Origin of the sequence: Pseudomonas sp. B37(2017) (assembly GCF_002112885.1) — a bacterium.
GTDB lineage: Bacteria > Pseudomonadota > Gammaproteobacteria > Pseudomonadales > Pseudomonadaceae > Aquipseudomonas > Aquipseudomonas paraglycinae.
Genome location: NZ_NEIX01000002.1, coordinates 382,505 through 403,158 on the forward strand (window position 1 = coordinate 382,505; position 20,654 = coordinate 403,158).

General features: G+C 61.2%; 21 protein-coding genes. 8 read left to right on the forward strand and 13 right to left on the reverse strand.

The window, feature by feature from the left end; translation table 11 throughout:
• Positions 1-63: 63 nt before the first annotated feature.
• On the forward strand, positions 64-456 hold the full coding sequence (locus CAF90_RS08370; protein WP_007956567.1) for a hypothetical protein: 393 nt from the start codon (positions 64-66) through the stop codon (positions 454-456).
• A 59-nt stretch (positions 457-515) separates the two neighbouring features.
• Here the strand turns inward: CAF90_RS08370 and CAF90_RS08375 are convergent, their stop codons facing one another.
• From CAF90_RS08375 to CAF90_RS08385, 3 genes are all read right to left on the reverse strand, one after another.
• Positions 516-1,391, reverse strand: coding sequence for a DUF6279 family lipoprotein (locus CAF90_RS08375; RefSeq protein ID WP_085605666.1), 876 nt, complete (start codon positions 1,389-1,391; stop codon positions 516-518).
• Positions 1,392-1,468: 77 nt separating this feature from the next.
• Entirely contained in the window at positions 1,469-2,185 is a 717-nt protein-coding gene (locus CAF90_RS08380) for a TorF family putative porin (RefSeq protein WP_007956569.1), read from the reverse strand.
• 216 nt (positions 2,186-2,401) lie between these two features.
• Entirely contained in the window at positions 2,402-2,590 is a 189-nt protein-coding gene (locus CAF90_RS08385; protein WP_016985943.1) for a hypothetical protein, read from the reverse strand.
• A gap of 351 nt (positions 2,591-2,941) precedes the next feature.
• On the opposite strand from CAF90_RS08385, the gene CAF90_RS08390 reads away from it, so the two are divergent.
• From CAF90_RS08390 to CAF90_RS08400, 3 genes are all read left to right on the forward strand, one after another.
• Positions 2,942-3,778, forward strand: a complete 837-nt coding sequence (locus CAF90_RS08390; protein ID WP_007956570.1) for a S1 RNA-binding domain-containing protein — start codon at positions 2,942-2,944, stop codon at positions 3,776-3,778.
• 45 nt (positions 3,779-3,823) lie between these two features.
• Positions 3,824-4,213, forward strand: a complete 390-nt coding sequence (locus CAF90_RS08395) for a DUF2177 family protein (protein WP_085605668.1) — start codon at positions 3,824-3,826, stop codon at positions 4,211-4,213.
• Positions 4,214-4,376: 163 nt separating this feature from the next.
• Positions 4,377-5,309, forward strand: a complete 933-nt coding sequence (locus tag CAF90_RS08400) for a DMT family transporter (RefSeq protein ID WP_085605670.1) — start codon at positions 4,377-4,379, stop codon at positions 5,307-5,309.
• Here the strand turns inward: CAF90_RS08400 and CAF90_RS08405 are convergent.
• The gene (locus tag CAF90_RS08405) at positions 5,254-6,435 is read right to left on the reverse strand and encodes an MFS transporter (protein WP_085605672.1); all 1,182 of its coding nucleotides are present in this window, start codon (positions 6,433-6,435) and stop codon (positions 5,254-5,256) included. The two genes, CAF90_RS08400 and CAF90_RS08405, sit on opposite strands and share 56 nt — an antisense overlap.
• 104 nt (positions 6,436-6,539) lie before the next feature.
• Between CAF90_RS08405 and CAF90_RS08410 the strand changes: the two genes are divergently transcribed.
• Both CAF90_RS08410 and CAF90_RS29710 read left to right on the forward strand, forming a co-directional pair.
• Positions 6,540-7,433 (forward strand): LysR family transcriptional regulator, encoded by an 894-nt coding sequence (locus CAF90_RS08410; RefSeq protein WP_007956575.1) that lies wholly within the window; start codon positions 6,540-6,542, stop codon positions 7,431-7,433.
• Positions 7,434-7,575: 142 nt separating this feature from the next.
• A complete protein-coding gene (locus CAF90_RS29710) occupies positions 7,576-7,704 on the forward strand; it encodes a PA1414 family protein (RefSeq protein WP_003184145.1) in 129 nt (42 codons plus the stop codon).
• A gap of 94 nt (positions 7,705-7,798) precedes the next feature.
• Here CAF90_RS29710 and CAF90_RS08415 read toward each other — a convergent pair whose 3' ends face one another.
• The 6 genes from CAF90_RS08415 to speB form a co-directional block, all read right to left on the reverse strand.
• A complete protein-coding gene (locus CAF90_RS08415; protein WP_007956577.1) occupies positions 7,799-8,047 on the reverse strand; it encodes a hypothetical protein in 249 nt (82 codons plus the stop codon).
• Between the two features lie 44 nt (positions 8,048-8,091).
• On the reverse strand, positions 8,092-8,817 hold the full coding sequence (locus CAF90_RS08420) for an MBL fold metallo-hydrolase (RefSeq protein ID WP_085605674.1): 726 nt from the start codon (positions 8,815-8,817) through the stop codon (positions 8,092-8,094).
• Between the two features lie 84 nt (positions 8,818-8,901).
• Positions 8,902-10,281 (reverse strand): sodium:solute symporter, encoded by a 1,380-nt coding sequence (locus CAF90_RS08425; RefSeq protein WP_085605676.1) that lies wholly within the window; start codon positions 10,279-10,281, stop codon positions 8,902-8,904.
• Positions 10,282-10,441: 160 nt separating this feature from the next.
• On the reverse strand, positions 10,442-11,953 hold the full coding sequence (locus tag CAF90_RS08430) for a cytosine permease (protein WP_085605678.1): 1,512 nt from the start codon (positions 11,951-11,953) through the stop codon (positions 10,442-10,444).
• Between the two features lie 56 nt (positions 11,954-12,009).
• Positions 12,010-12,432: a nuclear transport factor 2 family protein gene (locus CAF90_RS08435; protein WP_007956584.1), complete on the reverse strand. Its 423-nt coding sequence runs from the start codon at positions 12,430-12,432 to the stop codon at positions 12,010-12,012.
• A gap of 10 nt (positions 12,433-12,442) precedes the next feature.
• Positions 12,443-13,393 carry an agmatinase gene (speB, locus tag CAF90_RS08440; protein WP_003222717.1) on the reverse strand — a complete coding sequence of 317 codons (951 nt, stop codon included), beginning with the start codon at positions 13,391-13,393 and terminating at the stop codon, positions 12,443-12,445.
• Between the two features lie 232 nt (positions 13,394-13,625).
• Between speB and CAF90_RS08445 the strand changes: the two genes are divergently transcribed.
• Positions 13,626-14,519, forward strand: a complete 894-nt coding sequence (locus CAF90_RS08445; RefSeq protein WP_007956593.1) for a LysR family transcriptional regulator — start codon at positions 13,626-13,628, stop codon at positions 14,517-14,519.
• 4 nt (positions 14,520-14,523) lie between these two features.
• Positions 14,524-15,117, forward strand: a complete 594-nt coding sequence (locus CAF90_RS08450) for a tRNA-uridine aminocarboxypropyltransferase (protein ID WP_085605680.1) — start codon at positions 14,524-14,526, stop codon at positions 15,115-15,117.
• Positions 15,118-15,264: 147 nt separating this feature from the next.
• Here CAF90_RS08450 and CAF90_RS08455 read toward each other — a convergent pair whose 3' ends face one another.
• The 3 genes from CAF90_RS08455 to CAF90_RS08465 all read right to left on the reverse strand — a co-directional run bounded on the left by CAF90_RS08455 (position 15,265) and on the right by CAF90_RS08465 (position 20,339).
• A complete protein-coding gene (locus CAF90_RS08455) occupies positions 15,265-16,626 on the reverse strand; it encodes an HlyD family type I secretion periplasmic adaptor subunit (protein WP_085605682.1) in 1,362 nt (453 codons plus the stop codon).
• A 10-nt stretch (positions 16,627-16,636) separates the two neighbouring features.
• Entirely contained in the window at positions 16,637-18,796 is a 2,160-nt protein-coding gene (locus CAF90_RS08460; RefSeq protein WP_007956599.1) for a type I secretion system permease/ATPase, read from the reverse strand.
• Between the two features lie 184 nt (positions 18,797-18,980).
• On the reverse strand, positions 18,981-20,339 hold the full coding sequence (locus tag CAF90_RS08465; protein WP_007956601.1) for a TolC family outer membrane protein: 1,359 nt from the start codon (positions 20,337-20,339) through the stop codon (positions 18,981-18,983).
• Positions 20,340-20,654 lie beyond the last annotated feature (315 nt).

Below are 20,654 nucleotides of genomic sequence, written 5' to 3' on the forward strand. Positions count from 1 at the left end.
CAGCGCTCCGGTCACAACCTGTGAACGCGCCAAAAAATCACGCGCACCGGAGGTTGAATCAGGATGACGACTTATAACTGGGATTTGATTGAACGCCTGCTGCATGAAGTGCAGAACGGCGCGGGCCACAGCTTTGCGCCACGGTCTTTTGCCGAAGACTATGCGGCGGAGAAAGCGGCGGCGGGCGAGCCGATCGAGAATCTGGATCACCTGAAAACGCTCGCCTGCGACTATGAGCAATTGTTGCTGTTGCGCGGTTACATCCAGCCCCGTGGCGAAGACGAGGGCAGCACCGGCAACAACTTCAGCCTGACCCCGCGCGGATCCAGCTTGTTGAGCCTGATCGACAGCAGCATTCCCGGCAATGATCATCCGCGCGAAGTGCTGGATGATCAGGAAGACGCGCTGGATGAGCTGACGTTCGATGAGGTGGCCTCCAAGGCGCAGATCGCCTGAGGCTTTGCACAAAATGTGGGAGCGAACGTGCTCGCTCCCACAGGGGTTTTGCAGTGAACTCAGCTTTTTTGTGCGGCCTTCAGGCACTTCAAATCATTGAAGTCCTTGCGCACCCCCTCGATCTTTTTCAACAGGCGCTGGCGTTGCTGCGGCGTACTGTCGGCCATCAGATCGACAAACAGCGAACGGGCCTGCGCCTCGGTATTGGCGTAGGCCTTTTGGTAATCCGCTGTCCATAAACGTTCGCGATTGACCAGAAGCGTCTCGATCCGTTGTGGGAATTCGGGACTGTTGCGTTGCGCCACCGCCGCGCTGAACTGCTTCTGCCAGTGGGCGCGGTTGGCGATCCATTGGGTGTTCTGATCGCCCAGGGCGGTCGACCAGGCCATCACGCGCTGCTCCTGCTTGGCGCTCAAAGGGCCGAGCCAGTCGTTGAGACGCTTGTCCATGCGCGCGCCACGTTCGGCAATCTGCTGCGACAGCGGTGGCTTAAGGTATTCCTGCTGGCGCTTTTGCAGGTCTTTGGCAAAGGCGTCGTTCATTTCGGCGACCTGTTTGTCATCCAGCCCTTGCAGCAATTCAATCGCCGACGGGGTGATTTCCCGAGCGGTTTCGGCGATCGCCTGCTTGGCTTCTGCGGTGCGGTCCTGGAGCGCGGCGTCGGTTACTTGATTGGTCTCGACCATGGTTTGCAGGCGATCGAGCCAGTCGAGATAACCCGGCAACTGCGTGGTGCAATGCCAGCTCAGGTGTTCCCTGAGGCGCTCGTTGAACCAGCCTTTCTGCTCGCCGTTCATGTCCAGGTAGTCGCTGAGCGTCCACGGAATGATCACGTCGAGATTGCGATAGGCCAGGCCGACGCGGCTGCAGGCGCCGAGGGCGAGGGTGAGGGTGAGGATCAGTAGAACGGCGAGGCGTTTGAACCAGCTAGACATGGGCGAGTCCTTGCGAAAGCCAGCCTTGAGGGTCTGATTCTTATGTGAACGCAGGATGGACCCGGCAGTTCAGCCAATCAATAGAACGCGCGTTCGGCCTTGAGCGTGACCAGCCCGTCGCACTGACTGTTATGCCCGGAATAGGCCGAGCAATCGCTGCCGCTGAGGCTTGAATTGCTGTAGATCAAGTCGAGGTCGATGCCCATGAACGGCCGGGAAAATTTCACCGACCAATCGGTAAAACTGCTGACATAACCCCCGTCCACCGAGACCGGCGTGTTGAGCTGATGGGTGGTGTATTTCATGCTGATCCCGATGCCGAACGGCTGATTGCCGCCCAGGTCGGCGAACAGGGTGTTGTTCTGTTTATCCGGATCGTTGCTCAGGGCGATGCCGATCCGGCTGCCGAGCAGGGTCAGGCCACCAAACAGTTCCTGGCTGTCGAGGGTGTCGACCTTGGGATAGCTGTAATGGATCATCCCGACTTCGTAGCCGAGGGTTTGATCGAAAGGTTGTTTAAAGCCGACGTAGGAATCGATTTCGAGATTCTTCCCCGGCGTGAGGCCCATGCTCGGTGCGTACTGACCGACATAGAGGCCGCTGTCGTGACTCAGGTCCAGCCCGCCGTGGAACGAGCCGACCGCCGAAGGTTTGACCAGCCCCTGGGCCATGCTGCGGCTGGGCGTGGTGCCGAGCTTGAGGTCGAAATCGCCGAGTTCACGCTGGAAAATCTGCGCGTGCGCCGCCGGGCTCGCCAGCAGGCCTACAAGCAATAAACAGGAAGATTTGAGCATGCGTCACTCCTTGAGCAGCGAGCGCAGGTGCGACAAACCTGCTGAAACGCTTGATCCAGACGCGTGCAAGGATACCGGCGAATGATCGGCATTGAGGGCCGTTCGTCGATTTCTGCTGTTTTGAATGTTTGATTAAACGTAAGAGAGGTCTTGCGAGGGATCCGGTCCAGACGCTTCGAAGCTCAAAGCGCCTTTGGACAGGTGTGCTGCGGGGTGTTACTTCTTGCCCAGGCTGATCTGCTTGGACGGGCCGAACGTCTGGCCGCTGACGCCCTTGGCAATTTGCTGGATCTCGCCGCCGGACTTGAGGAATGCCGCGATCTGATCGTTGATCGATTCGCTGGTTTCAACGGCTGGAGCTGGCTTTGCTTTGCTGGTGGATGCTTTTACACGCATGGCGGCCATTAACCTGTAGAAAAGTAACTCGGCCAGGCATCGTACAGGAATAACTTGACAATTGCTTGGTAAATATCCCCCGGAATAACCCAGCGTGCAGGTGGATTATTCTCGATTAATTATTCGAAATATCCCGCTAACCTGCTGTTTTAAATAACAACATTTATTCGATTTGAGGATGCCGGCCTGTGTCGGGATCAGGCGAAAGCCGTCACGCTGGCCTGACGAGTGGCGCGCGTGCGGCGCGAAATCCAGGAAAATCAAGGCCTCCCACAGATTTTCGGTCAGCCGTCCGATCTGGCGACCGACGAACCCGGCAAAACCGGGTAGAATGCCGCCCACGCAATGAGGGTATTGGAAATGGCTTTAGTCGGGCGCTACAACAGTTTGCAAGTGGTTAAACACACTAACTTCGGTTTATATCTGGACGGCGGTGCCGACGGCGAAATTCTTTTGCCCAACCGTTATATCCCTAAAGATATTCCCAGCGAAGATGAAGACTGGCTCAATGTTTTCATTTATCTGGACAGCGATGACAAACTTATTGCCACCACTGAAAAACCAAAAGTTCAGGTCGGTGAATTTGCCAGTTTGAAAGTTGTTGAAGTCAACAGCATCGGCGTGTTTCTCGATTGGGGCCTGCCGAAGGATCTGCTGCTGCCTTACTCCGAAGAAAAACGCCAGATGACCGCCGGCGAGTACTGCGTGGTGCATGTCTACCTAGACAAACACACCCGCCGCATCACCGCGACCGCGCGCCTGGATCGTTATCTGGACAAGACCCCGGCCAACTACAGCGTGGGCCAGGAAGTTGATCTGCTGGTGGCCGAATCCACCGACATGGGTTTCAAGGCCGTCATCAACAACAAGCACTGGGGTCTGATTCACAAGAATGAAATCTTCAAGTTCATGCGTTCCGGCATGCGCGAGAAAGGCTTCATCAAGGAAGTGCGCGCCGACGGCAAGATCAGCCTGAGCCTGCAACCGGTGGGGCAGGAAGCGGCCAGCAGTCTGAACTCGAAGATCCTCGCCAAGTTGCGTGAAAACGATGGCTCCCTGGCCGTCAGCGACAAGAGCGATCCGGCATTGATCAGCAGCCTGTTCGGTGTCAGCAAGGGCAACTTCAAGAAGGCCATCGGTTCGTTGTACAAGGAAGGCAAGATCGTCATTCATGCCGATCGCATTGAACTAACCTGAGCCTGACGTGGCCCATGTTGCATGGGCTTACTTGAGGTCGGGCAGATGAAAAAAGCACTGATTGCCTACGTCGCCACGCTGCTGACGTTTCTTCTGCTCGACGGGCTCTGGCTCGGCGTGCTGATGGCGCCGACCTATCGCGAACTGCTCGGTTCGCTGATGCTCGAAAAACCGTTGCTGGTGCCAGCAGCGGTTTTTTATTGCCTGTACGTTTTCGGCTGCGTGGTGTTTGTGGTGCTGCCGTCGCTGACCTGGCAACGCGCCGCCCGAATGGGCGCACTGCTCGGGCTGGTCGCTTATGGCACTTATGACCTGACCAATTGGGCGACATTGCGTGGCTGGTCGGCGCAGGTGTCGCTGATGGATTGGGCCTGGGGGACATTTGCCACGGCGCTGGCCTGTACGGTCGGGTTCTGGGCCGCGCGCCGAAGCTGACGGCGGGCATGACGCAACAGGGCAATTGCATGTGTTTGCCGGGCGGCAATTTCTGTCCGACTGGTTGATAATCCCTGCCATCCTTTTTCGCCCCGGACAAAGAGCCGGGGCTTTGTTTGACCATTGGAAAAACTGCCATGTTGTGTGTGTTAGAGGTGTCGAGGTGAGCGTCAGTCGGCGCAGTGCCGACGGGTTTGCCCTGCAAGTGATGATCGGCCTGTGCCTGATCTGGGGCGTGCAGCAGGTGATGATCAAGTGGGCGGCGACCGACATTGCGCCGGTTATGCAGGCGGCAGGGCGGTCGGGGATTTCCGCGTTGCTGGTAGGACTGCTGATCTGCTGGAAGGGCGGCTGGGATCAGGTCGGCAACACTTGGCGCGGCGGCTTGCTGGCCGGTGCCTTGTTCGGGCTCGAGTTCCTGTTAATCTCCGAAGGCTTGCAGTTGACCACCGCCGCGCACATGTCGGTGTTCCTCTATACCGCGCCGATCTTCACTGCGCTGGGCGTCCATTTCCTGTTGCCCAGCGAGCGCTTGAGGCCGGTGCAGTGGCTGGGGATTTTCCTCGCGTTCGTCGGGATTGCCGTGGCGTTTGCCGGCGGCGTGTCGTGGGACAACCTCGACCGCCGGATGTTGATGGGCGATGCCCTCGGCGTGTTGGCCGGTGCCAGTTGGGGCGCGACCACCGTGGTGGTGCGCGCCTCGCGTCTGTCGGAAGCGCCGGTGACCCTGACCCTGTTCTATCAACTGATCGTCGGTTTCATCGGCCTGTTGCTGATCGCGCTGCTCAGCGGCCAGATTACCCACGTCAGCCTGACCGCCGTGGCCGTGGGCAGCGTGTTGTTTCAGGGGCTGGTGGTGTCGTTCTTCAGTTACCTGACCTGGTTCTGGCTGCTGCGCCGTTATCTGGCGGCCAACCTCGCGGTGTTTTCCTTCATGACGCCGTTGTTCGGCGTCACGTTCGGCGTGGTGCTGCTCGGCGAAGAACTGAGCCTGAACTTCATCATCGGCGCGGTGCTGGTGTTGCTCGGCATCACTTTCGTCAGCGCGGAACAGTGGGTGCGTCGGCGTTTGCGCAAAGCCCTCGGCCAGCCGTAACCGATTTGCACGCCAGACCGCCGGCAATCAGCAGGCCGCTGCCGGCAATCACCAGCGCCGGTTGCAGGCCGCCGCTGAAGTGGCTGCTGACCGCCGCCAGCAACGGCCCGCTGAGCTGACCGACGGCGAAGCATGCGGTGAGCAGGCCAGCGTTGCGCTGGGTGGCGTGGGGCGCCAGTTCCCGGGAGCGTTGCATCACCAATTGCATGCAGGCCAGGAACGGCGTGCCGCACAGGATCACGCCCAATGCCAGGCCGAGGCCGCTGCCCAACAGGCAAGCGAACACGCCAGCAGCCTGCAGCCACAACGTCGCCATCAACCAGTGCCGGGTGGTTTCCGGATCGTGCCGTCGCAAACTCACCAGCAACACGCCAATCGCTGCGCCGAGGCCGAAGCACGGCCAGAACAGATCCGCCTGCCATTGCCCGTGAAACTGCGCGTTGGCCATCTGCGACAGGAACGTGGCCGGGATGATGTAGCCCACGCCATACAAGGCATACACCACCGCCAAACGCCCAATGCCGCGATTCGATGAACTCACGGCAGCCGGCACGACCGGCACACCGACGCCCGGTTGCGGCAGGATCCGCACGATCCCCAGCAACATCACCAGCGCCACGGCGGCATAGATCAGCCACAGAGTCGCGGAAGTCTGCTGCGCCAGATGTGAGAACAGCGCCAACAGCCCAGTCAGAAAAATCCCCAGCCCCGGCCCGGCAAACACCAGCGCTCCCAATCTCGGACGACCCGCCGCCGCAGCCAGCGGCTGACTCAGCGCAGTAATCATCACCAGCACCCAGGCGCTCGCCACACCGGTGCCGAAACGCAGTAGCAGATGCGACCAGAACCCGTTGGCCCAGAACGACGCCAGCGTCAGCAACACACACAACCACAGACCGCCATGCAGGCGCCGCTGCACCTGATCCGGCCGACGGGAAAACATCGTATCCACCGCGCCGAGCAGATAGCCGAGGTAGTTGGCGGCTGCGATCAGACCGGCGGCGGTCAGGTCGATCTGCCCTTCGCTGAGCAGGTGCGGCAGTTGCGGGGTGAGGGCGAAACGCCCGATGCCCATGGCCATCATCAGGGCAATGAAACAGGCGGATAAGCGAATCAGCGGTGACATGGTCTGAATTCCGTTGGAGGTTCAATGACCGTCAGGCTAGGACTAATTGACTTTCTTTAAAATTGAATAATAGTGAGTAACTTGTTCTGTTCAGGAAAAAGGTTGTGGAGTTCAGCCAATTGCGGATCTTCCAGGCCGTGGCGGAGGAGGGCTCGATTACCCGGGCCGCCGAACGTTTGCACCGCGTGCCGTCGAACCTGTCGACCCGGCTCAAACAGCTGGAGGAGCAACTGGGTGTCGAACTGTTCGTCCGTGAGCGTCAGCGTTTGCAGTTGTCGCCTGCGGGAAAAGTCCTGCTGGACTACACCGGCAAACTGTTCGCCCTGCGCGATCAGGCCAGTGCAGCGGTGATGGGCGGGCAACCGGCGGGGGATTTCGTGCTCGGTACGCTGTACAGCACCGCCGCGATCCATTTGCCGGCGCTGCTGGCGCGCTATCACAAGCAATATCCGGCGGTGAATCTTCAGGTGCAGTCCGGTCCCAGTGGTGAATTGCTCGAAGGCCTGCTCACCGGTCGTCTCGACGCCGCGCTGGTGGATGGCCCGCCGCAACTGGCCGGGATCGACGGTGTGCCGCTGTGCAACGAACGGCTGGTGCTGATCAGCGAGGCCGATCACCCGCCGATACGCAGCGCCAGGGATGTCGAGGGGCGGGCGGTGTTCACCTTTCGCCATGGCTGCGCCTATCGTGCGCGGCTGGAAGCGTGGTTTGCCCACTATCAGGCGGCGATGGGGAGGGCGATGGAGATCGAGTCCTATCAGGGCATGCTCGCCTGCGTGATTGCCGGCAGCGGCGTGGCGCTGATGTCGGAGTCGATGCTCGCCAGCCTGCCGGGGCGCGAAAGCGTGGCGGTGCACCCGCTGGCCGAGCCTTTTGCCAGTGCGACAACATGGCTCATGTGGCGGCGGGGCATGGTCGGCGCCAACCTCAATGCGTGGATCGAACAGCAGCAGGCGCTCTATCCCGTGGCTGGCGAAGACGTGCGGGAAACGGCTTGAACGAACGGTCAGGGATTTGGATCAATTCAGTAACAGATCATTGCGGATTTGGCCGAGCATTGCGTAGGACTTCGGACTATTATCAGTGCGAAGCGGCCTCAGAATTCCGGACGCTCAGCACCACCCTGAAGGGGGCATGACGATGAAAGAGAAAATTCAAAACTGGCTGCACGATTTGGGTGTTGCCCTCGGCTTGATCGAACCGCCTCTGCAACCGGTCCCGATTCGCACCGATGACGAACAGCGTCGGCGTCAGCCACGTCGGCGGTAATGCCCCGCTTTGAAGGATCAAAGGATTTAAACGACAAAAGATCGCACCCGGCCGTCGCTCCATTGGAGCGGCGGCCGGGTGCGATCTTTTGTTTTCAGTGACGCCCGATTTCCATCAGAAACCGGCTCAGGTCATTCGCGGTTTTCGCGGTCTTGAGCATCCGGTCCTCTTCGGCGGTGAAGGCCGTCAGTCCGAATTCATCTTCCAGATGGAAGATCAGATCCTCGATATCCGCTTTTTCCAGCCCCAGTTGCGCGAGGCTGGTGTTGTCGTCGAATTCACGATTTTCCAGCAGGCGCAGGATGAACCGGTGCACGGCAGCACGCACGGCAGCTCTTCTCATGGCAGATCTTTATGGTTGTTGGTCTGACTGAAGTACAGCAGGCCTCAGGCGTGCCGGCGCAACCATTCGTCAATCATCCCGCGCAGATGCTCTCCGGAAAAACTGCCGAAGTGCCCGCCATGCACCGTGCGGATCTTCAATCCCTGCAATCGACGCAGGCTGGCGGCGTAATCATCGAGGTTGGAATGGTAGGCGTCTTCGATCAACGGCCCGTCGTAAATGATGTCGCCGCTGAACAGTGTCTCCGTGGCCGCTTCGTAGAGGCTGATCCCCCCCGGTGAATGCCCCGGCGTGTGCAGCACCTGCAACGTGCGATTGCCCAGGTCCAGCACATCGCCATCCTCGACAAACCCGGTGGCCGGCGCCGCCTTGACCCGGTATTCGGCGTAGCACAACGGGCAATCCGGGTGCGCTTCGAACATGTCGTCGCCGACGAAGGCCTGGCTCAGATCGTTCTCGCCATCCGGCGCTGCCAGAATGTCCGCCTCGGCGGGATGCACCAGCCGTTCGGCAAATTCGTGATGCCCGGCGATATGGTCGAAATGGCAATGACTGGCCACCGCCACCAATGGCCGTTCGGTCAGCCACGGCAGTTGCTCGCGCAGGCTCACGAGCCCTGAACCGCTGTCGAGCAGCAGATCCTTGTCCCGCCCCTGAACGTGCCACAGGTTGCAGCGATAGAACGGGCGGATGAACGGCTCGTGAATCAGCCGAATGCCGTCGCTCAGGGTTTGCACTTCGAACCACTGATCGCGAGAAACAATCTTCATAAGCACTTTCCTTGAGACGAAAAAAACGGGTGTGGCAACCGACGCCACACCCGCCGAAGAAAGCATCAAGTCGTTGTGTTCAGCTTAGATCGCGCTGGCCACCACGTTTGGGCGACGGGACATCAGGCTGACCACCACAAAACTCACCAGACCCACGGCCAGGCTGTAGTAGATCGGCGTGTTGGCATCCAGACCGTCCTTGAACATGAACAGCAGGGCGGTGGCGAAACCCAGGCCCATGCTGGCGATGGCGCCGGCAGTGGTCGCGCGTTTCCAGAAGATCGCACCGATCAGCGGGATCAGCATGCCGCCCACCAACAGGTTGTAAGCGAGGGTCAGGGCGCTGATCACGTCGTTGACCACCAGCGCGATGCCCAGCACCACGATGCCGGTCAGCAGGGTGAACAGACGGTTCACACCCAGGCTCGACTGTTTGCCGCCACGCAGTTTCGGCAGCAGGTCTTCGGTCAGGGTGGTGGCAGCGGCGAGCAGGCCGGCGCTGGCGGTGGACATCATCGCGGCCAAGGCAGCGGCGATCACCAGACCACGGATGCCGTCCGGCAGCGACAGTTTGACGATGGCGGCGAAGGCGTTGTTGACGTTGTCCAGATCCGGGATCAGCACGTGCGCTGCCATGCCGATCAGGGCGCAGGCCAGGCCGTAGAGGATGCAGTAGATGCCCGCGAAGCTACCGGCGTACTGAGCGACTTTTTCGTTCTTGACGGTGAACACCCGTTGCCAGATGTCCTGACCGATCAGGATGCCGAAGAAGTAGATCATGAAGTAGGTGATGATCGTGTCCCAGCCGATGGTGGTGAAGCTGAAGGCGGTGGCCGGCAGTTTCAGCACCAGCTCGTCCCAGCCGCCGACGCGGTACAGGCAGATTGGCAACAGGATGAACATCAGGCCGACGGTCTTGATGATGAACTGGACGATGTCGGTCAGGGTCAGCGACCACATGCCGCCGATGGCCGAGTACACCACCACCACGCCACCGCCGAGCAGTACCGAGATCCAGAACGGCAGGCCGAACAGCACTTGCAGCACGGTGCCGATGGCGAGGATCGAGGTCACGCCGATCATCAGTGCGTAGGCCAGCATGATCGCCGCGCTCGCCGAGCGGGCCATCGGGTTGTAGCGTTTTTCCAGGACCTGGGTAACGGTGTAGATCTTCAATTTCAGCAGCGGCTTGGCCAGGAACAGGTTCAGCGCGACGATGCCGCAACCCAGTGCCGCGCACAGCCAGAAACCGGAGATGCCGTGCACATAGCCCAGGCGAACGGTGCCGACGGTGGACGCGCCACCGAGAACGGTCGCGGCCATGGTGCCCATGTACAGGCTCGGGCCGAGGTTACGCCCGGCGACCAGGAAGTCCTCGTTGGTCTTGGCCTTGCGCATGCCGAAGTAGCCGAGCAAGAGCATGCCGGCGGCGTAGATGAGGACGACGAATAAATCCAAAGCCATGATGGCGTGTCTCCGATTGTCTTTTTTATGGTGAAACAAGTTTGGTTTCTTGTGGGAGCGAGCTTGCTCCGGGCGGCGATCCGACGAAGGCGTCGGCACATTCAAAAGTGATGTGACTGACAGATCGCTTTCGCGAGCAAGCTCGCTCCCACAGGGTTAATCAGGCAGCCTGACGCAGCACCGCTTCAGCCGGCGCATGCGCGCCTTTGCTGCGGGGATCCTTCGGGCCGTAGACCAGCGCCGGTTCCGGGAACAGGCTCAGCAACATCAGGTACATCACCGAGGCCAGACCGAGGGTCACCAGCAGGCTGATGTCGATGCCGCCGGCCAGTTCACCGAGTGGACCAACGAACTGCCCCGGCAGGTTGACGAAGCACAGGCCGACCGCCGCGCTCGGGATCCATGCACCCAGACCGCGCCAGTTCCAGCCGTGGCTGAACCAGTAGCGTCCGCCTTGTTCGCCGCGCGTGAACACTTGCAGGTCGTCCGGGCAGTAGAAGCCGCGACGCACCACCAGGCCGATGATCATGATCACCATCCACGGGGTGGTGCAGGTGATGATCAGCACGGCGAAGGTCGACACGCTCTGTACCAGGTTCGCCGCGAAGCGCCCGATGAAGATGAAGGCAATCGACAGCACGCCGATCAGCAGCGTCGCCTTCACTCGCGACAGCAGGCGAGGGAACACGCTCGACATGTCCAGCCCGGTGCCATACAGCGAGGTGGTGCCGGTGGACATGCCGCCGATCACCGCAATCAGGCACACCGGCAGGAAGAACCAGCTCGGCGATACCGCCAGCAGACCGCCGACGTAGTTATTGGCCGCGATGTAGTCCGGCGCCTGGATCGCGACGATGGTCGCGGTGGTCAGGCCGAACAGGAACGGGATGAAGGTGGCGACTTGCGAGAGCACCACCGCCGCCATGATCCGCTTGCGCGAAGTTTCACGCGGGATATAGCGGGCCCAGTCGCCGAGGAACGCGCCGAAGGAAATCGGGTTGCTCATGGCCACCAGTGCGGCGCCGATGAACGCGGCCCAGAAGCCCGGCTGGCCGAGGCTGACGGTGCCGGCGTAGTGCGAATCGAAAGGACCGGCGAAAGCGAAGATGCCCAGCAGGAACAGCAGGCTCGCACTCCACACCGCAACCTTGTTCACCCACAACAGGAAGCGGAAGCCGTAGATGCACACGGTCAGCACCAGAATCGCGAACAGACCGTAGGCCAGGCCCAGGGTCAGGTCGGTTTCCGGCAGGCCGATCAGGCGTTTCGCACCACCGATCAACGCATCTCCCGAACTCCACACCGAGAGCGAGAAGAAGGCGATGGCGGTCAGCAGCGACAGGAACGAACCGACGATCCGCCCGTGCACGCCGAAATGCGCACCGGACGACACGGCATTGTTGGTGCCGTTGAGCGGACCGAACAGGCCCATCGGTGCGAGGATCAGCGAGCCGAGTAGCACGCCCGAGACAATCGCCCACACGCCCGCCTGAAAGGACAGGCCGAACAGCACCGGGAAACTGCCGAGCACGGCGGTGGCAAAGGTATTCGCGCCGCCAAAGATCATGCGGAACAAGTCCACGGGACCGGCGGTGCGTTCGTTGTCCGGGATCTGTTCGACCCCGTGGGTTTCAATCTGCGTAAGGCTTTGGTCGTTGTTGTTGTTATTCATGATCTGCTCCGATCATAAAGGCGCGCCTCATCGTGTGTGAGGCGTCACCTGTTTGGCTAAGGGGATGGCAGCCCTTCCGGCATTGCGGACAAATGTTCGTGGCAGGCCAGCCAATGGCCTTGTTGTTCTAGGCTCGACGCTTGTTTTCTGAAAACAATCGTCTCGCGCTCCTGGCTGAAGTGTTGCTCCCCTTGCATGCGCAGCTCGGTGGCCACGTCATGGATGAAAATCGCCACGTCACCCTGCAGGCTGACGAAGGCGTTGCTCGAGGTGCAGGACAGCACCTCGAAGCCATCCTCGGCGCGCCAGCTGTCCCACAACGCCTGATAGGCATCGCGCGACAGCAGGGGCTGTTCGAGGGTGTAGAACACGAAGCTCGCATCGGCGCTGAACGCGCCGAAGTAGGCTTCGCGATCGTTGCGGGCGAAGGCGGACACCAGATCGGCGGCCGCTTTCAGAACCTGATCACGTTCGTTCATGACCCGACCCTCAGCGGTGGACCACGCCTGGCAGTACGCAGAGCATTTCGTACAGCAGGTTGGCGGCCAGCAGCGAGGTGTTGCCGGTGGTGTCATAAGCGGGCGAGACTTCTACCAGATCGCAGCCGATCAGGTCGAGGCCCTGGCAGCCGCGAACGATTTCAATCGCCTGAATGGTCGTCAGACCACCGATTTCCGGGGTGCCGGTGCCAGGCGCCCAGGCCGGGTCGATGCCGTCGATGTCGAAGCTCAGGTACACCGGGCCGCCACCGACTTTCTCGCGCACTTCGGCCATCAGCGGTGCCAGCGACTTGTGCCAGCACTCTTCGGCCTGCACCACGCGGAAGCCCTGATCGCGGCTCCAGTTGAAGTCGTCAGCGGTGTAGCCCTGCGCACGCAGACCAATCTGCACCACGCGGTCACAGTCCAGAAGACCTTCTTCGACGGCGCGACGGAAGGTCGTACCGTGGGCGATCTTCTCGCCGAACATGTGATCGTTGACGTCAGCGTGGGCGTCGATGTGCACCAGACCGACCTTGCCGTGCTTTTTGTGGATGGCACGCAGGATCGGCAGGGTGATGGTGTGGTCGCCACCCAGGGTCATCGGGATCACGTTGTGCTCGAGGATGTTGTCGTAGGCCTCTTCGATGATGCGCACGGCGTCGAGCAGGTTGAAGGTGTTGATCGCCACGTCACCGATGTCGGCAACCGACAGCGAGTCGAACGGCGCAGCGCCGGTGGCCATGTTGTACGGGCGGATCATCACCGATTCGGTGCGGATGTCGCGCGGCCCGAAGCGGGTGCCGGGGCGCAGCGAAGTACCGATGTCCAGTGGCACGCCAACAAAGGCAGCGTCCAGGCCGGCAGCGGTCGGAACATGGGGGAGTCGGAGCATGGTGGCGATGCCGCCGAAGCGCGGCATTTCGTTGCCGCCCAGTGGTTGGTGAAGAATCTTGTCCACGGGTAGGGCCTCATCGTCTTTGTTTTATTTATGTCGGCGCACCGTATTCGCAAGGTCACGGGCACCGCTGTGGGCCGATTCTGAGAAATGTAGTGCGGCGGAAGAATCGCTACGGGCAAATACTTAGTTCAGAAATTTCTAAACTAATGAGAGGGAGATGGATAGACTTCTCGCTGATCGTTCCCACGCAGAGCGTGGGAACGATCTATGGGGAACGATCCTTGGAGTAGACATGGCCAACGCTTTACCCGACCTGAAACTTTTGCGCATCTTCGTCAGCGTCGTGCGCCATCAGGGGTTTGCCAACGCGCAGCAGGAACTCAACCTGTCGACCTCGGCGATCAGCACTTATATGAGCCAGCTCGAAGCCGCGCTGGGTCTGGTGCTGTGCCATCGCGGGCGCGGCGGTTTCAGCCTGACCAGCAAGGGCGAGCTGTTCCATCAGGAAACCCTGCGCCTGCTGGCCGAACTCGAGGGTTTCGAGCAATACGCCGCCGCGCTCAAGGGCGAACTGCGCGGCACGCTCAATCTCGGGGTAATCGACTCCACAGTCAGCGACAAGGCCCTGCCGTTCGCCGAAGCCATCGGCGCCTACAGCCAGGAACACCCGGCGGTGCATTTGCATCTGTCGGTGATGAGCCCTTACGAATTGCAACTCGGCGTGCAGGACAACCGCCTCGATCTGGCCATCGGCGCATTCTCCACGCGCATGAGCGGTCTGGTGTACATGCCGCTGTACCGCGAGCAGCACTGGCTGTATTGCAGCAGCCGTCACCCGTTGTTCAACGAACGGCGGATTCCCGAGCAGGTCATCACCCAGCAACGCATGGTCGGACGCGGTTACTGGAGCCAGGCCGAACTGGCGCGTCACGGTTTCAAGCACAGCGCCGCAACCGTGGAAAGTATGGAGGCGCAGCTGATTCTGGTGCTGTCCGGCGCCTACATCGGTTACCTGCCGGAGCACTACGCCCAGGCCTGGGCCGACAAGGGCGATTTGCGGGTGCTGCTGCCGGCGACCTTCGGTTATCAGGCGCCGTTTTCCATGATCATGCGCCGTGGCCGCAGCCGCGAGCCGCTGATCCAGACTTTCCGCGACCTGCTCAAAGCGCAGCTCAATCAGGCATAAGACAATGTCCAGACCCCAATGCCCGCGCTGCCTGCGCCCACAAACCCATTGCCTGTGCCCGCTGATCCCCAGCCTCGACAGCCGCACCCGGGTGTTGCTGTTGCAGCACCCGAGCGAGGTCAATCATGCGCTCAACACGGCACGGCTGGCGGCGCTCGGTTTGAACAATGCCGAGCTGATCGTCGGTGAAGTGTTCGAGGATCTGCCCGCGCTGCTGAACCGACCGGGGTATCGGGCGCGTTTGCTGTTTCCGGCGGAGGATGCGCAGCCGATGCAGGCTTACACCGCGTCGGATGAGCCGCTGTTGCTGGTGGTGCCGGATGGCACGTGGCGCAAGGCGCGCAAGATGCTGCACCTCAATCCGCTGCTGGCGGCGTTGCCACGGGTGACTTTGGCCGAGGGTGGGGTTTCCCGGTATCGGCTGCGCAAGGCACCGGGGCCGGGGGCGTTGTCGACGATTGAGGCGATTGTTCAGGCATTGCAGACGCTGGAAGCGCCGACGTCTTTTGATCCGTTGCTCAAGCCGTTCGAGGCGTTGATCGAAGGGCAGATTGCGGCGATGGGGGAGGAGACTTTCCAGAAGAATCACGGAGGCTGATCGGACTCAGCCTGACCAGACTCAGCCTGATCGTTCCCACGCTCTGCGTGGGAATGCATACAGTGACGCTCTGCGTCACCGTCGCGAAGGGACGCGGAGCGTCCCGGGCGGCATTCCCACGCGGAGCGTGGGAACGATCAGATGAGGCTAGCGCTCGCGCATCGCCTCGGTCCGGGCCTTCAGCACCGGTTTGAGCAGGTAATCCAGCACGCTTTTCTCCCCGGTGATGATGTCCACCGTCGCCACCATCCCCGGAATGATCAGCAGCGGTTTCACATCCCCGCCCAAGTGGTTTTTGTCGGTACGCACCTGGATCAGGTAGAAGCTGTTGCCCTTGTCGTCGGTGATGGTGTCGGCGCCGATCAGCTCAAGCTTGGCGCTCAGCCCGCCGTAGATCGTGTAGTCGTAGGCGCTGAACTTGACCATGGCTTTCTGGCCCGGATGCAGGAACGCAACGTCCTGCGGCCGCACCTTGGCCTCGATCAGCAGGTTGTCTTCCAGCGGCACGATTTCCACCATGTCGCTGCCCGGCTGCACCACGCCGCCGATGGTGTTGACCTTCATCTGCTTGATCACCCCGCGCACCGGCGAAGTCACGGTGGTGCGGCTCACGCGGTCGTCGATGGCGATGCTCGACGCGGTGATTTTCGACAGGTCGGTGCGTTTCTCGTTGAGCTCCTTGGCCGCCTCGGAGCGGAAGGTCTGTTCCGATTCGTCGATCTTGCTCTTGATCTCGTTGATCGCCGATTCGGCCCGGGGAATGGCGAGGGTCGTGGCATTCAACGAGCCACGAATTTCCACTGCGCTACGACGCAGGCGGAGGATCTCCACGGGCGAAACCGCACCGGTTTTTACCAGCGGTTCCGACATGTTCATTTCCTGTTGCAGCAGCGCCAGGCTCGAACTGTATTGCCCCTGTTTCGAACGAAACTCCGCCAGCTCCTGCGCCTTTTGCCGCAGTTGTTCGCTGAGGGTGCGTTGCTCGCTGGCCAGCCGGCGTTGCCGTTGCTCGTACAGCGAGCGCTCGTCCTCGGCCACTTGCGGGGCCTTGGCGATCACCTCGTCCGAGAGCTTGAACGGCCGGCCTTCGGCTTCGGCGGACAGGCGTTCGACCTGCGCGGTCAGGGCATAACGATCGGCCTCGCTCTCACCCTTGTTCGACAGAAACCGCGTGTCATCCAGACGCAGCAAGGTATCGCCCTTGCTGACCATCTGCCCTTCACGCACGAAGATCTCGGTGACGATCCCGCCTTCGAGGTTCTGGATCACCTGAACCTTGCTCGACGGAATCGCCTTGCCTTCGCCCATGGTCACTTCCTGAAGCACGGCGAACTTGGCCCAGACCAGCGCACTGATCAGCAGCGCCGCCGCCAGCCACACAGTGATGCGCGACCAGCGCGGCGAATCCTGCAACGAGGCGCCGGCGGTTTCCGGCATGAATTCGGCTTCGGCGCTTTTACCGAAACTGTCGAAGTAGCCGCGCGGTTTTGAAGAGGAGGAAGCAGACATGGGGCAACTCCTAGACCGCTGCCGAGCCGACCCGGCCCTTGCGCAGTGCATCGATGACCGCTTCTTTCGGACCGTCGGCGACGATCCGGCCGTTGTCCAGCACCAGCAACCGGTCCACCAGGCTCAGCATCGAGGTGCGGTGGGTGACCAGCAGCAAGGTTTTGCCCTGCACCCAGCCGTGCAGCTTCTGACGCAGGACGTCTTCGCTGCTGTTGTCCATGGCGCTGGTGGGTTCGTCGAGCAGCATGATCGGCGGGTCGAGCAACAGCGCTCGCGCCAGCAACACCGCCTGCCGTTGACCACCGGAGAGCAATTGCCCGCGTTCGCCCACCGGACGGTCGAAGCCTTGCGGGTGCTGCCGGGCAAGCTCGGTGACGCCGGTCAGTTCGGCCACTTCAAGCATCCGCGAATCGCTGATGTAGCGGGCGCCGAGGGTCAGGTTGTCACGCAGGCTGCCGGCCAGCAGCGGCAGGTCGTGGGCGACGTAACCGATCTGCTGGCGCAGGTCGGCGACATCCAGTTGCCGCAGGTCTAGGCCGTCGAGCAGCAACTGGCCTTCTTCCGGTTCGTAGAAGCCCATCACCAGTCGCGCCAGGGTGCTTTTGCCGGAACCGCTGCGGCCGATGATACCGATCCGCTCGCCGGGTTTGACGCTGAAACTGACGTTGCTCAGGGCCGGCGCATTCTGGCCGTTGTAATGGAAAGTCACGGCGTTGGCATCCAGCGCGCCTTGCAGTTGCGTGCGTTCCAGTGGCCGTTGTTTACCGTCGCGCTCCTGAGGCAGGGACATCAGCGCGTCGGTGCTTTTCATGGTCAGTTGCGCTTGCTGGTAGCGGGTGATCAGCCCGGCAATCTGGCCCAGCGGCGCGAGCACGCGACTGCCGAGCATGTAACTGGCGACCAGCGCGCCGACGCTGAGGTTGCCGGCGATGATGCTGTAAACCCCGGCCACAATCGTCGCCATCCCCGAAAACTGCTGGATGAACAGTGTGCCGTTGGTGGCCAGCGCCGAGAGATTACGCGCGTGGCTGTCGAGGCGGGTGAGGGCGCCATGGGTGCTTTCCCATTTGTGCTGGCGCTCGCTTTCGGCGCTGCACGCCTTGAGGGTTTCCAGGCCACCGAGGGTTTCGATCAGCAACGCCTGACGCTCGGCACCGAGGCTCAGGCTTTTTTGCACGGTGTCGCGCAGACGGGCCTGAATGATCATCGCGAACACGATCGTGATTGGAAACGCCAGCAGCGGAATCACCACCAGCCAGCCACCGAGCAGGCCGATCACCACCAGCATCAACACCACGAAAGGCAGGTCGATCAGGCTGGTCAGGGTCACGGCGGTGAGGAATTCCCGCAGGCCCTGAAAATCGTGAATGCTCTGGGCGAATCCGCCGATGGTCGCCGGCCGGGCCTTCATCGACATGCCGGTGATGCGCTCGAATAAAGTCGCGGAAAGGATCACATCGGTTTTCTTGCCGGCGGTGTCCAGCAAGTGCGCGCGCACCACTCGCAGCACCAGTTCGAAACCAGTGCCGATCAGCAATCCGATCGATAGCACCCACAACGTTGAGGTGGCCTGATTCGGCACCACGCGGTCGTAGGTCTGCATGACGAACAGCGGCACCATCAGGCCCAGCAGGTTGATCAGGAAACTGGCGAGGATCGCGTCGCTGTACAGCCATTTCGACAGCTTCAGGGTGTCGCGAAACCACGCCTGCACCCGTGGCACCAGCGGCGAGCGCAGGTCTTCCAGTTCATGCCGTGGCCGGGCGAACAGGGCCTGGCCGCTGTAGTGTTCGGTGAGCTCTTCACGGCTGACCCATTGCTCGCCGCCGTCGGCTTCACTGGGCAGGATCAGCGCCTTGCCGTCTTCGGCAAACCGCCGCAGCACCGCCGTGCGCCCGTTGCCCAACAGCAACAGCACCGGCAGGTTCAGCGGTGAAATGTCTTTGAGTTCCCGGCGCAGCAAGCGCGCCTGCAACCCGGCCCGGGCTGCGGCGCGGGGCAGCAGGTCCAGGCTCAGGCGTTGTTTGTCCAGGGGCAGCCCGGCGCTCAGGCTGGCGCGACTGACCGTCGCGCCATGCAGTTTGCAGAGGATCAACAGACCGTCGAGTAACGGGTCATCGAAGCTCAGCCGCGGATCGATCCCGGTGTTACCGGGTTGCATGCTGGTCATATTGATCGCTCCCGTTGAGCTGGCTCGGCTATCCACATCAACCCTGTGTTGATCGTTCCCACGCTCTGCGTGGGAATGCAGCCCGTGACGCTCCGCGTCACTGGACGCGGAGCGTCCCTAGAGGCGTTCCCACGCGGAGCGTGGGAACGATCAGATTGCGGCCTTCGGCAGCGCCTGCCGGGGCTTATTTCAGCTCGGGCAGACGTGCTTCGTTCTTCACCTCGGTCGCGGCAATCGCATCGGCCGGCAGCACGACCCGCTGCTTGTTCAACAACTGGCCCATGTTCGCCAGCACGCGATACATCGAATATTCCTCGGTGTAGCGGATTTCGGTGTAGCGACGGTTGGCGTTGTACAGCTCGTTTTCACTGTCGAGCAGGTCGAGCAGGGTGCGCTGGCCGAGGCCGAACTGATCCTGATACGCGGCGCGCACACGCTTGGTGGTTTCGGCGTATTCGCGGGCGGTCGGGGTCTGTTTCTTGGCGTTGACCATGGCGTTCCAGGCCAGGTGAATGTTCTCGTTGAGCTGGCGCAGGGCGTTGTTGCGGATGTCCATCGCCTGGTTGATCTGGTGCGCGTCGGAGGCCAGTCGCGCCTTGTCGCTGCCGCCACGGAACAGGTTGTAGTTCATCACCACGCCGACCCGCCATTCGTTGTCGTGGCCCTCGTCGCCCTGCACGTTGTTGTTGGCGCCGACTGCCGCCTCCGCATCGAAGCGTGGATAGAACGGCGACTTGGCGACTTCGTACTGGCTCTCGGCCGACTGCACGTCAGCCTGGGCGGATTTCAGGTACGGGTTGTTCTCGACCATGCTCTGCTGGGCTTCGGGCAGGGTGGCGGGCAATTCGCCGCGGGTCGAGGCGGGGGTTTCCAGTTCATCCGGCATACGCCCGACCACGCTGTAGAAGTTCGACTCGGCGTCGGCCAGATCGACTTCGGCGGTGTCGAGGTTGTTCTGTGCCAGCGCCTTACGGGCGACCGATTGATCGGAGTCGGCGGTGCTGCCCACGCCGCGCTCGGTGCGCAGGCCGATCTGGTCGTTGACGCGCAAGTGCGCCTGCAGGTTGTTCCTGGCCAGGGTCACCAGTTCACGGCGCTTGAGCACTTCGAGGTAGACCTCGATGGTGCGCAGGGCCAGGTCCTGGGCGGTGCCTTGCGCGTAGTAGGCGCGCGAGTTGGAAACGCCCTTGGTGCGCTCGACTTCATTGGCAGTGTTGAAACCGTCGAACAGCATCTGCCGCAGACGCAACTCGGACTGGGTGTAATTGAGGATTTCGGTGTGGTGATTACCGAAGGCCCGGGTGTTGGTGTTGTCGCTGTAGCCGCGCCCGTAAGCAGCGTTCAGATCCACCGACGGATAGAAGCCGCCCTTGGCGACTTTCACCTGTTCATCAGCTGACAGGCGCGCGTCCACGCGCGAGGCAAGTTCCGGGTGGGTGGCGATGGTGCTCTGGATCGCTTCGGTGAGGTTCATGGCCTGGGCTTGGGAAGTGCAAGCCATGGCCAGCAAAACCGCGCTGCAGAGGGGGGTTAGTACGCGCATGGGTGCATCTCCCTGAGTCCTGATGGTGTTCCGCTGTCGCCAATTTATTGACGATATTTTTAGTAGAAAGCGTTTCATGCCTGTAACAACAGAGCTAAGAACATCCTGAAGCGTAGCTAAGAAAAAATTTTCATATGGGTTATGCCAAAAAAAACTTATGCGGTTCGCCAAATCCAGCACATTGTTCCACTCGAAAGCCTTTGTTTTATGCGCTTTAGGGAGCACAGAAAGGCTTGAGGAAAGTTCCACTCACTTTGCGACATACGGCGAAGTACTGCTAAAGGGGAGGGACGCGTAGCGGCTGATGAGCGACAG

Coding starts and splice junctions, on each gene's coding strand:
- CAF90_RS08370 (WP_007956567.1), top strand. CDS start 64: ATGACGACTTATAACTGGGATTTGATTGAACGCCTGCTGCATGAAGTG.
- CAF90_RS08375 (WP_085605666.1), bottom strand. CDS start 1,391: ATGTCTAGCTGGTTCAAACGCCTCGCCGTTCTACTGATCCTCACCCTC.
- CAF90_RS08380 (WP_007956569.1), bottom strand. CDS start 2,185: ATGCTCAAATCTTCCTGTTTATTGCTTGTAGGCCTGCTGGCGAGCCCG.
- CAF90_RS08385 (WP_016985943.1), bottom strand. CDS start 2,590: ATGGCCGCCATGCGTGTAAAAGCATCCACCAGCAAAGCAAAGCCAGCT.
- CAF90_RS08390 (WP_007956570.1), top strand. CDS start 2,942: ATGGCTTTAGTCGGGCGCTACAACAGTTTGCAAGTGGTTAAACACACT.
- CAF90_RS08395 (WP_085605668.1), top strand. CDS start 3,824: ATGAAAAAAGCACTGATTGCCTACGTCGCCACGCTGCTGACGTTTCTT.
- CAF90_RS08405 (WP_085605672.1), bottom strand. CDS start 6,435: ATGTCACCGCTGATTCGCTTATCCGCCTGTTTCATTGCCCTGATGATG.
- CAF90_RS29710 (WP_003184145.1), top strand. CDS start 7,576: ATGAAAGAGAAAATTCAAAACTGGCTGCACGATTTGGGTGTTGCCCTC.
- CAF90_RS08415 (WP_007956577.1), bottom strand. CDS start 8,047: ATGAGAAGAGCTGCCGTGCGTGCTGCCGTGCACCGGTTCATCCTGCGC.
- CAF90_RS08420 (WP_085605674.1), bottom strand. CDS start 8,817: ATGAAGATTGTTTCTCGCGATCAGTGGTTCGAAGTGCAAACCCTGAGC.
- CAF90_RS08425 (WP_085605676.1), bottom strand. CDS start 10,281: ATGGCTTTGGATTTATTCGTCGTCCTCATCTACGCCGCCGGCATGCTC.
- CAF90_RS08430 (WP_085605678.1), bottom strand. CDS start 11,953: ATGAATAACAACAACAACGACCAAAGCCTTACGCAGATTGAAACCCAC.
- CAF90_RS08435 (WP_007956584.1), bottom strand. CDS start 12,432: ATGAACGAACGTGATCAGGTTCTGAAAGCGGCCGCCGATCTGGTGTCC.
- CAF90_RS08445 (WP_007956593.1), top strand. CDS start 13,626: ATGGCCAACGCTTTACCCGACCTGAAACTTTTGCGCATCTTCGTCAGC.
- CAF90_RS08450 (WP_085605680.1), top strand. CDS start 14,524: ATGTCCAGACCCCAATGCCCGCGCTGCCTGCGCCCACAAACCCATTGC.
- CAF90_RS08455 (WP_085605682.1), bottom strand. CDS start 16,626: ATGTCTGCTTCCTCCTCTTCAAAACCGCGCGGCTACTTCGACAGTTTC.
- CAF90_RS08460 (WP_007956599.1), bottom strand. CDS start 18,796: ATGACCAGCATGCAACCCGGTAACACCGGGATCGATCCGCGGCTGAGC.
- CAF90_RS08465 (WP_007956601.1), bottom strand. CDS start 20,339: ATGCGCGTACTAACCCCCCTCTGCAGCGCGGTTTTGCTGGCCATGGCT.